We start from the raw sequence: 10,984 nt of genomic DNA, 5'->3' as shown, positions 1-10,984 counted from the left end.
TGTAAGGAAGATGATGATGCGGTGCTCGACAATGCATTTACCCGTTTTACTTATGAGCAGAATTTTCTAACTGTAAGCTTTACTCCAATATCATCAGAAGGAACTACGTCTTATGATTGGGATTTTGGGAATGGAGAATCTTCTAATGAAGCCCAACCTTCAGTTACCTATGAAGAGTTTGGGTCTTACACCGTTACACTTACAATCAATGATGGTGAAGCTTCTTCTACTTTGCGTGTTGATGTTGAGCCCCCGGAAGAAGATGCCTCGACTTTTGCTGAAGTAAATAGCTTAACAATTGGTGGAGAGGGAGCAGCTGAGATATCTGCTTATGATGCAGTCAATCAGCGACTATTTGTAGTAAACAATGATGGAGGTTCGCAAATAGATGTGATAGACTTCAGCGACCCGTCAAGTTTATCAGTTAGCTCAAGTATAGATGTAAGTGCCCTTGGCGGAGGTGTAAATAGTGTAGCCGCTAGTAAACTATATCTAGCTGCAGCAATAGAAGCAAACACTAGTACAGATAATGGCTCAATAGTAATCTGGAAGCTTAGTGACCTTTCATCACCTTATCAAGTGCTTGAAGCCGGTGCTTTGCCAGACATGGTCACTTTTTCTCATGATGGTAAGCTAATTGTTGCGGCCAATGAAGGCGAACCTGATGATAATTACCTGATAGATCCCAAGGGCTCTGTAACAATAATTGACACAGATAACTTTTCTGTTCTTACACTTACTTTTGATGGGTTTAATAATGAGGTTGATGGCCTGGCTAAAGATGCCTTCCGGGTGTTTGGCCCTAATGCAACTTTGTCGATGGATGTAGAGCCTGAGTTCGTGACCATAGCTCCTGATAATAGTAAGGCGTATGTTGCTCTGCAGGAAAACAATGGGTTAGCGATTATTGATCTGATGTCTAAGTCTATTGTTGACATCATTCCTCTAGGCCTCAAAGACTACTCGGTAGCAGGTAACGAAATTGATCCTAGTGATGCCGACTCTAAGGTGGAGTTTAGAACGGTTCAGGCTTTTGGTATGTATCAGCCTGATGGTTTGGCCAGTTATGAGGTAGGTGGAGACTTATACGTATTATCTGCCAATGAGGGGGATGCCAGAGAGTATGAAGGTATACCTGGTTATGTGGGCGAGGATCGAGTCGGCAATGTTACGTTGGACCCGACTGAATTTCCAGATGCAGCTACCCTACAACTCGATGAAAATTTGGGTAGGTTGAAATTAACCATTGCCAATGGTGACCCTGATGAAGACAATGATTTTGATAAAATTTGGTCTTATGGAGCTCGCTCTTTTTCTATATGGGATGGCTCATCTGGAGAACTGGTTTGGGATAGTGGCAATGAGCTGGAAGTGGAGGCAAATAATTTTGGAGTGTATGATGATGGAAGGAGTGATGATAAAGGGGTTGAGCCGGAAGCAGTTGTTATCGGCTATGTAAATGGCAGCCCGGTAGCTTTTATTGGTCTCGAAAGAGTAAATGCTGTAGCCGTCTATGACGTTAGTGACCCAGAAAGCCCTGAGTTTTTAACGATGTTGGCTGTAGGAGATGCACCTGAAGGTTTGGTCTTTATCAACGCTGCACATAGTCCTACTAGAAAGAGTTTGCTGGTTGTATCGTCTGAAGATGACGGAACTATAAAAGTTTTCGAAACAGGCAACTAGTAAAAAAGTTAGAATTTTATAGAAGGAGGCCAACAAAGCCTCCTTTTTTTAGTTATAAAGAGCGATGGCAACAGAAAATTTAGATACCGATTACAGATACTTTGAAAGAGACATCAGTTGGCTTTCTTTCAATTACAGGGTGCTTATGGAGGCGGCTGACAAGAGCGTGCCACTGTATGAGCGCGTTAAATTTTTAGCTATATACTCTTCCAACTTAGATGAGTTTTTTAGAGTTAGGGTAGCGGCTCTTAGAAGCATAGTCGATATTGATAAAAAGAAAATTAATAAGCGTTTTAATCGAAAGCCTAGTGAAACACTTGAGCTTATACTCAAAGAAGTAAACAGACAGCTTGAGGAGTTTGGTATCATTAAGAGAGAAGTAATATTGCCAGAGCTGAAAGAGCATGGCATAATCCTTTATAGAAATGAGGAAGTGCACGATGAGCACAGAAGTTTTATAGAGCACTTTTTTAAAAGCAAAGTGCTCTCTTACCTACAGCCTATCGTAATGACAGCCAAAAATTCGAGCCCACCTTATCTCGATAATCGGGCATTGTACTTTGCCGTAGATCTGGAGGATGTATATGAGAAACAACATTTTGCTCACCTTAGAATACCGACAGAAAATCTGGATCGTTTTGTCTCGCTGCCACAATTAGATGGTATGCACTATTACATGATGATCGATGATGTGATTAGAGAAAATATTTCTTTCCTATTTCCGGGCTACCGGGTCAAAGGCTGTTATGCTGTAAAATTAAACCGAGATGCAGATTTGCATATAGAAGATGAATACTCTGGAAATCTTGTAAAAAAGATACGTAAGCAAATCGAAAAACGAAATCTGGGAGTTCCATCAAGGTTTTTGTACGATCGCGCCATGCCGGGGAGTATGCTAGCGTATTTAGTTTCGGCCTTTGATCTCAAAGAAGAAGATCTCGTACCTGGAGGCAGATATCACAACATGCATGATCTTATGGATTTGGTAAATCCTCTCTCGCCTAAATTGGAAAATGAGCCATTACCTCCGATACGATTAAAATCTTTAGAAAACGGAAAATCTATTTTTGAAATCATTGATCAGGGAGACAAAATGCTTCATTTCCCATACCAGAGTTATGATTACGTACTCCGGTTTTTCAATGAAGCCTCTATGGACCCGACAGTAGAGGAAATAAAAGCAACTTTTTATAGAATTGCCCCAGACTCTTTCATTAGCAATGCATTGATAAGTGCTGCCAGCAATGGCAAAAAAGTAACTGTTTTTGTCGAAATCAAAGCCCGTTTCGATGAGCACAACAACCTACTTTGGGCTGAGAAAATGAAAGCCGCTGGCGTATCGATTGTTTACAGTATTCCCGGCTTAAAAGTGCATGCAAAAGTGGCTTTGGTCAAGAGAAGACTGGCGCACGGTAAACAAAAGCGATATGGCTTTTTTGGCACGGGTAACTTCAACGAGAAAACTGCCTCAATTTATGCTGATGAGGCTTTACTATCATCTCATGAAGAAATGACGGATGAGCTCGATCAGGTATTTCTCTTTTTGCATGAGAATAAAGAACCTGAAACTTTTAAGCATTTATTAGTCTCTCAGTTTAATATGGTGGATGCTTTCAAAGAAATGGTTGATTATGAGATAGCCCAGGCTAAAGCCGGTAAAAAGGCGAAAATCGTTTTGAAGCTTAATAATATGCAGGACGATAAGGTAATTGAGAAGCTCTACGAAGCCAGTAATGCAGGAGTGAAAATAGAGCTTATTATTAGAGCAATTTGCTGTATCAAGCCAGGTATTAAAGGGATGAGTGAAAATATAACAGCGAAGCGTATTGTTGATCGTTATTTAGAGCACAGTAGGGTCTATTATTTCTATCATGGAGGCAAAGAGAAACTGTTTATGGGTTCTGCAGATTGGATGAAACGTAACCTATACAGACGCATAGAAGTTGTATTTCCTATTTACGATACACAGGCCAGAGCTGAAATAAAGAAACTGCTAGAAATACAGCTAAATGACAACACCAAAGCTTGCTGTATCGATGAAGACCTCAAAAACATTAGAGTAAAAAACAACAAACCAAAAATACAATCACAAGTTGCGTTTTATAATTACCTTAAAAATCTAGAAGAGAATGATGCTAGCCTTGAGCAGGAAAAAAGAGCATCGCTATTATAAAGGCAATTATTGATATTACGAAGCCAAACATAAATATTGTATAAGACTTACGCAGCATCTTATATTTCTTACCTAAGACTTTACCCAAAAAGTAAATGTCTTTGGTGAGGCTACCATACAGGTAATCGGCATCTTTCATCATTTCTTTCATGCCCCACATATAGTTATCCAACTCCATACTGTGGAAGTTTCCAAAGAATAAAAGGTTGGTTTTTTTATTGATTATATCTTCACGCTTAAACTTTCCGGAAGAAACATTAGGCCGAGTTGCAAGCACTGCAAATACGATGGTTGTAAGGCAGACAGTTACGAGCATTAGGGCAGGAATGATAAGGTTAGGGTACTCCTCAAACTTTCTAAACAATACCGACACCAATACTGAAAGAATAATAGAGTTGATAGAAATCATGATGTTGGCCTTATTGTCGGCCATACCGCTCAAAGTAAGGTGGTTTTTAGAGGTTACCCTAAACATGGTTTCAATACCTCTGTCAGGCTTCATCTCTTTAGTCTTATCCAGCTTGTTTTTAAGCTTTACAATCTCTTTTTCCAGTTGCTTTACATACTTTTTGTCTTCTTTTTTAACCTTTGGCTTACCTTCCTTTTTAATTTTTGTAATGTTTTTGTTTTTTCTTGGTTCTAGAATGGTCTGTCCATAATTAGTAAAGTATTTATGCTCAGCCATAAATTGGCTCGTAACTTCTTTCCACTTTGCTTTAGGGAGATCCTTTTTACAATTCTCAGTAAGTTCTACCCTTAAAAGCTCGCTTCTTTCTATAAAATCTTTGGTAGATAAATGATAAAGGTCTGCGTCACACATGACTTGCGAAGGTAAGTCTCGTGGAGTTTGAGGCATTTTAGTCGACTCTATAATTCGGCCAATTTCATAAATTTTCTCAGGGGCAACTTTCCATTCAGAGAGCTTCTTTTTCATGATGATCACACTTTCGTCTTCGTGATCTTCATAGCCGCAAGAGTAGCCTGTGTCATGAAACCATGAGGCGATTATAACGTTTTCAAGATCCTCATGGCCGAGGTTAGACTTTTCGCCTATTTCCTCGGCAGCATTTACTACATCTTTGGTATGCTCTAGGTTGTGGTAGGCATATTTTGTTTCAAGTTCAGAAATTACCTTCTCAGCATACTCCCTCGATTTCTTAATCAGTGTAGTTTCTTTCATTACTCTCATTTAAATCAATTTGCGTCAGTAGCAAACCGTCCTTTAACTTAACCAATTACTAATTTAAGAGGTTTAGCTCCAGGTATACGAATTATTAAATGTAATACTTTGTGACTTATAATAGCAAGTAATAGTCGCTAATACAGTTCCGTATTCTTAAACGGAATAAGTGCTAAAATCATTGCTTCAGTGTAATAACTCGTGCGGTCAATCGCGTTTTCAGTCAGCAAGCCGACAGCACCATTTTGCTGTTTGCTGTTAGATTTTCCAAATACGATATCATCAGCCTCTCCCAGCTCTTTACCTTGCTTTATCAGGTGGCTTACTTTTTCTGGTAAAAAGAAGGTTGCACTCTTCGCATGGCCGATTTTGTCTTTACTTAAAACAACTACCCAGGCAAATGCAGTCATGCCCTTTAGAGTGTCTTCAATTCCACCTTCAATTCCCACCCACAGGTCTTGGTCTGGCAGTAGGTCACGTGCATTTTTTGCTCTGTTGAAAGCTCCATCGTACGTTTCTTGATCGCTGGTTGGCTGATCTTTTACCTCAGAAGGTGCCGACACATTAATGATTTCGGCCTTTTCAGAAAACATTTTAGCCATACCATTGGCAACCGCAGCCGTTTTAACCGGATTATTTGATGCGACAGCAACTTTCATCAACTTTTACCATCTACATAGTTTTGTAAATAGCTATAGTTAGCGGTCAATTTGCCATTTTCAGCAATCGTAGCTCTTTTGATGATGTCATCTTTATCTTTGCCCAACAAGTTAGGTAAAACATTGTCGATAAGTTCGCGTCCAAAATCTTCAGATGCATTCCGTGGCAATTCGCACGGTAGATTGTCTACTGCCATAACCGTAATATTGCCCTCATCAGATAATGCAGGGGCTATTTTGTCACCAGTAGGCTCGTAGTCATAAATAGGATCATCAATGGTGCTAGGCTTTTTGGTAGAAGGTATAGACCCCTCAATGTCGCACGTGATATCTGCAATTACCCTTATTTTAAAAGCCGGGTCTAACACATCTTCTTTTCTAAATAAAACCGGAGCTCTCGGATCCCAGAAGGCACAGGCAATCAATAAATCAGTATGAAAAGCATATTTTAGAAAATCACTCTCATGGTTTTCTGGCATTTCATAGAAATCATCTCTGTTGAAGATAGAGCCATCCTTCGCCTTGTTGTAATCACGACTATTTAATTGCGTGTATACGGGTTCGTCAAATCTTTCAGACAAATACTCAGCAGGAGACACTTTTCTTATGCCCATGCCATTAAGTACTTCCATGGCGCCTTTGGCCACCCGACCGCCACCGGTAATTGCTATTTTAATAGCCGGAAGTTTTACTTTCGTGTATTCAGTTTTAAGATCTTCGAGATCAAAACAGGTGTGAGCTGCTCTTAGCTCATATAAATTATATCTTTTCCCATAGGTGAGTATGCCATTGTAAGCACCTACAATTCCTGCATATCTCCCAAAGGCAACAATGCGTTGTCCATTGGCATTCGTCAACGTTTCGTAGTCAATGAGGCGTATTTTCTTCTCTAAGATCTTTTGCAACAGCTCACGATTATAAGGCTGTTCTTTTATAGTGTGAGAAAAAAAGAAATATGTCTTTTCAGGGATCAGGTTTTTTAAAGGCACCTCTTTCACACCCATGAGTATATCACAATCTTTTACATCAGAAACTACTTCGATTCCATTTTGCCTGTACTCATCGGCAGCAAAGCACCTTACGTCACTATCCTGACATTGAACGGCTACATCAGAAAATTTTTCGAGTATCTCTTTTGCTTGAAAAGGAGTAAACGGTACCCGCCTGTCAACAGGCACTTTATCTTCACGTATAATTCCAATTTTAATCTTACTCATACCTTCTGTTGTTATTTAATTGCGGCAAATATAGCTATTAATATTGCTTTTAGAATAGATGGATATTATTACCTTAAAGCATGCAAATTGATAAATTACATGTGGTGCTCGTTGTTGGATGGGTAGTATATTTTGTGCTTCATAGTTTGTTGGCTTCTACATCAGTTAAGACTAAAATCGAAAGATTGGGTCTGAGCCAAAGAGCCTACAGATTGATGTTTGTACTCATGTCTACTGTCGGTTTATTGGTGCTGCTGGTTATAAATGGATTGGCTGGGGGAGAAAGGTTTTTGCCTGCTACCCAGGAAGTGAAAATCATAGCTTTATTCTTTGGGGGTGGTGGCGTTTTAATTATTAATGCAGCTTTTAAACAGTATTCTTTAAAAGGCTTTTTAGGATTTGAAAATGAAGGTAAACAAGAGTTAGTGACTGGTGGTATTTTAGGCTATATCAGGCATCCTATTTACAGTGGCACTATTCTTATCACATTGGGTTTTTTAGTATATGACCCGAGAGTGGCCTCTCTTTTATCAGTGGGCTGTATTTACCTTTATTTAATTATCGGCATTAGCCTGGAAGAAAAAAAGCTGACTCAAAAATTTGGTCAGCTTTATAAAGATTATCAAAATGAGGTACCTGCTTTGGTACCCAATATATTTAAGTTATTCAAGAAAATCTCCAATCACTGAGCTACTCTCTTTGCCTCTGTTCTTGCCGTAAGGTGCCAGCGCTTGTACAAGTTTTCTAATCGGCATTGATTGCAACCAAACTTTACCGGTGCCTCTCAAGGTGGCTAAAAACAAGCCTTCTCCACCAAATAACATCGATTTGAGGCCGCCAGAAGATTCTACGCTAAAATCTATGGTAGACTCAAAAGCAACGACACAGCCTGTGTCTACTCTTAGAGTTTCGTTGTTTAATTCTTTCTCAATTACAGTGCCTCCGGCATGTACAAATGCTTTGCCGTCACCCTGAAGTCTCTGTAGAATAAATCCTTCTCCACCTACCAATCCTGATCCTAACTTTTTATTAAATGTGATTGAAAGTTTGGTGCCCAAGGCTGCGCATAAAAACCCATCCTTCTGCACAATAAGCTCGTTGTTTTTTGAGTTTGCCAAATCGATGGGAATCACCGTGCCAGGATATGGTGCTGAAAAGGCTACTTTACCCTTGCCAACACCACGCTGTGTAAAATGAGTCATAAATATGGATTCACCGGTTAGCATTCTGCTACCTGCTGATAAAAGTTTGCTAAAAAGGCCTTGATTAGGATTTGAGCCATCACCCATTTTGGTTTCAAAACTTATGTCTTGATCCATGTATAACATGGCGCCAGCTTCGGCAATTACGGTTTCATTGGGGTCAAGTTCGATTTCGACAATTTGGATACTTTCTCCTTTTATTTCAAAATCGATTTCGTGAGAGTTGGTCATTTTATTCTTCTTCGTCAGAACCTGTTTTCTTGCCTTTCTTTAACTTATCGTAATCTTCTCTATCAATAAGCTTTTTGTCTTCAACGTTTTTGTTAAGAAAAGCATTGATTTTATCAATATCAAAGCTCGATGTTATTTCCCCGAAAGAATCAATTTCAATGTCAAAACCTTCTAAATCTTTATTGACTTTAGGCTTCTTACTTTCTTTGTCTTTTTTTGAATCTTTCTTTGCCATAACGTTATTGTTCTTGTTTGGCAGGCAGCGTTTTAATTGCTTTTTCTATACGGGCTACAACCTCTTTAGGTTCGAGTATTTCAATTATTTCCATAAGATCAGGACCAGACCCTTGTCCGGTGATTGCCAGTCTTACTGCCTGCATTACTCTCCCTATTTTAACGCCTTTTTCCTCTAATATGTTATTGAGGGTCGATTTAGCAGTTTCAGCATCGATAGAGTCCATATTTGATAATGCGTCTTTGTAGGCATCAAGTATCATTATGGCTTCTTCTGTCCATTTTTTATTGACTACCTTCTCGTCATAGTTTTCTGGTTGCTGAAAGAAGAATTTGCCATCAAGCCAAAAATCAGCAGGGTAAGTCACACGTTCTTTGAGTGCATTGCATACTTTCGGTAATTTTTCATCATTATAATCGACACCAGCTGCATCCAGGTCACTTTTGAGGTAAGTGGCAAGCGCTTCGCCCGATTTTGATTTGATATACTGCTGGTTAAACCATCTGGCCTTTTCAATGTCAAATTTAGCACCGGCCTTACCGATTCTTTCGATAGAAAACGCTTCGATGAGCTCATCTATTGAAAATAACTCTTGCTCGGTCCCAGGGTTCCAGCCTAAGAATGCTAAGAAGTTAATCAGCGCATCCGGTAAATATCCTGCTTCTCTAAATCCGTTAAATTTTTCAGGGTTCCCATCTTTGCCGGGGAATGTGCCCTCAATAGGAAAAACAGGGAAGCCATGTTTGTCGCCATCGCGTTTGCTTAGCTTACCATTTCCATCTGGTTTTAATAGCAATGGAAGGTGAGCAAATTGTGGCATACTGTCTTCCCAGCCAAGAAATTTATATAGTAAAACGTGTAATGGGGCAGATGGTAGCCATTCTTCTCCTCTGATTACATGAGTGATTTTCATATAATGATCGTCTACCACATTGGCCAGGTGATAAGTAGGCATTCCGTCTGATTTCATCAACACCTTATCATCAATAGCTGCAGCCGAATGTACCATTACCCATCCTCTTACCATGTCATTGAGTCTTACTTCCTCCTTCAATGGCACCTTCAGTCTTATCACATACGGTTCACCAGATTCGATTCGTTGTTTCACTTCTTCCTCAGGCATTGTGAGAGAGTTTTTCATCTGTGCTCTGGTGATGGCATTATATTGAGGAGTAGCAACCTTTGCAGCTTTGAGTCTTTCTCTCATAGCATCCAGCTCCTCTGCCGTATCGAAGGCATAGTAAGCATTGCCCTCGTCTATTAACTTTTGTGCATACTTAGCATATAAATCACTTCTTTCAGATTGTCTGTAAGGACCGTAGGCACCCCCTTTTTCAGGGCTTTCGTCAAGCTCTATACCCAACCATGAAAGTGACTCTGTAATATACTTTTCTGCGCCTTCAACGAAACGCGTTCTGTCCGTATCCTCAATACGCAGAATCATCTTACCGTTGTTTTTTCTGGCAAAAAGATAATTATATAGTACAGTTCTTACTCCACCAATATGTAAAGCTCCGGTAGGGCTAGGGGCAAATCTTACTCTTACTTCGTTCATTTATCTTGATCTATATTAGGCTGCAAAATTAAGAAACTAAACCAAGTTAAATAAGCGAATCAGTCCATCTTTAGGGTTTGCATAAGTACATTGTGGCTCTCCTTCACCTTTTTAGAAAAATAAAATAAGGTAACAAAGTAGTTGGCTAGCCCGACCAACAATGCTGTGATGGCGTAGGCCTTTTCATGTACGATGAAAAGAAAGAATAAAAATATCAACAGGCATATGGCTGACCAGAGTGTCAGGAACATAATAGAACTGAAGAATAGCTTAAACTTGAGGTAAACAATACAACCCATTGAGGTTTCATCTATCTCACCATCAATAATCGGAAGGAAATTTTCAGGAGCGTCTACTTTTAGTGATACTCTAAATGTAGATTGCTCGACTCTACCAATAAATGTGGCCCTTTGGTCAATATCTCGCTTAGAGAGAGAAGGGGCACATGTTAACCGCTTAAGCCTGCTGATTACCTCGCTGGCCATATAGGAGGAGACAATTGTTTCTTGCTTAAGCGGTATGAATAACATTTATTTTATAGCAATACAACTTATTTCAACGTTTACGTCTTTGGGTAGGCGACTAACCTCTACAGTTTCCCGAGCCGGTTGCTCAGAGGGGAAAGACTTACCATAAACCTCATTTATTTTTTGGAAGTTGTCCATATCAGCCACAAAAATTGAGCATTTTACTATGTTTGAATAGTCCATATTGGCCTCTTTTAGAATATACCCAAGGTTTTTCATCACCTGCTTGGTTTCCTCTTCAATACTTCCATTGATCATATTACCTGTTGATTGCTCAATTGCTATTTGACCTGAAACATACAGTGTATTTCCTGATAAAACA

The 10,984-nt window shown here is 39.5% G+C and carries 11 protein-coding genes; 3 read left to right on the top strand and 8 right to left on the bottom strand.

Features of this window, described 5'->3' with window-relative positions; genetic code table 11:
• Window positions 1–1,683, top strand: a 1,683-nt coding sequence (locus E1176_RS12600) for a choice-of-anchor I family protein (protein WP_155210991.1), incomplete at its 5' end; no start/stop codon positions are given.
• Between the two features lie 64 nt (window positions 1,684–1,747).
• Window positions 1,748–3,856 (top strand): polyphosphate kinase 1, encoded by a 2,109-nt coding sequence (ppk1, locus tag E1176_RS12595; protein ID WP_155210990.1) that lies wholly within the window; start codon window positions 1,748–1,750, stop codon window positions 3,854–3,856.
• On the opposite strand, the gene E1176_RS12590 is transcribed toward ppk1, so the two are convergent.
• From E1176_RS12590 to E1176_RS12580, 3 genes are all read right to left on the bottom strand, one after another.
• A complete protein-coding gene (locus E1176_RS12590; protein ID WP_246206034.1) occupies window positions 3,819–5,036 on the bottom strand; it encodes a Pycsar system effector family protein in 1,218 nt (405 codons plus the stop codon). The genes ppk1 and E1176_RS12590 overlap by 38 nt on opposite strands.
• A 137-nt stretch (window positions 5,037–5,173) precedes the next feature.
• Window positions 5,174–5,695, bottom strand: a complete 522-nt coding sequence (yjjX, locus tag E1176_RS12585) for an inosine/xanthosine triphosphatase (protein WP_222933143.1) — start codon at window positions 5,693–5,695, stop codon at window positions 5,174–5,176.
• Complete coding sequence (locus E1176_RS12580; protein WP_155210987.1) at window positions 5,695–6,912, bottom strand: NAD(P)-dependent oxidoreductase; 1,218 nt, start codon at window positions 6,910–6,912, stop codon at window positions 5,695–5,697. Before E1176_RS12580 ends, yjjX begins: the two co-directional genes overlap by 1 nt.
• A gap of 80 nt (window positions 6,913–6,992) precedes the next feature.
• Between E1176_RS12580 and E1176_RS12575 the strand changes: the two genes are divergently transcribed.
• A complete protein-coding gene (locus E1176_RS12575) occupies window positions 6,993–7,601 on the top strand; it encodes a methyltransferase family protein (RefSeq protein ID WP_155210986.1) in 609 nt (202 codons plus the stop codon).
• Here E1176_RS12575 and E1176_RS12570 read toward each other — a convergent pair.
• The 5 genes from E1176_RS12570 to E1176_RS12550 form a co-directional block, all read right to left on the bottom strand.
• Complete coding sequence (locus E1176_RS12570; protein WP_155210985.1) at window positions 7,575–8,345, bottom strand: TIGR00266 family protein; 771 nt, start codon at window positions 8,343–8,345, stop codon at window positions 7,575–7,577. The genes E1176_RS12575 and E1176_RS12570 overlap by 27 nt on opposite strands.
• A 1-nt stretch (window position 8,346) precedes the next feature.
• Window positions 8,347–8,580, bottom strand: coding sequence for a hypothetical protein (locus E1176_RS12565; RefSeq protein ID WP_155210984.1), 234 nt, complete (start codon window positions 8,578–8,580; stop codon window positions 8,347–8,349).
• A gap of 4 nt (window positions 8,581–8,584) precedes the next feature.
• On the bottom strand, window positions 8,585–10,135 hold the full coding sequence (gene gltX, locus E1176_RS12560; RefSeq protein ID WP_155210983.1) for a glutamate--tRNA ligase: 1,551 nt from the start codon (window positions 10,133–10,135) through the stop codon (window positions 8,585–8,587).
• Between the two features lie 59 nt (window positions 10,136–10,194).
• Entirely contained in the window at window positions 10,195–10,665 is a 471-nt protein-coding gene (locus E1176_RS12555; protein ID WP_155210982.1) for a hypothetical protein, read from the bottom strand.
• The coding region (locus tag E1176_RS12550; protein WP_155210981.1) for a Rid family detoxifying hydrolase at window positions 10,666–10,984 on the bottom strand (319 nt) is incomplete at its 5' end.

Source organism: Fulvivirga aurantia, from assembly GCF_009711475.1.
GTDB lineage: Bacteria > Bacteroidota > Bacteroidia > Cytophagales > Cyclobacteriaceae > Fulvivirga > Fulvivirga aurantia.
This window is presented reverse-complemented; position numbering and strand designations above follow the sequence as displayed.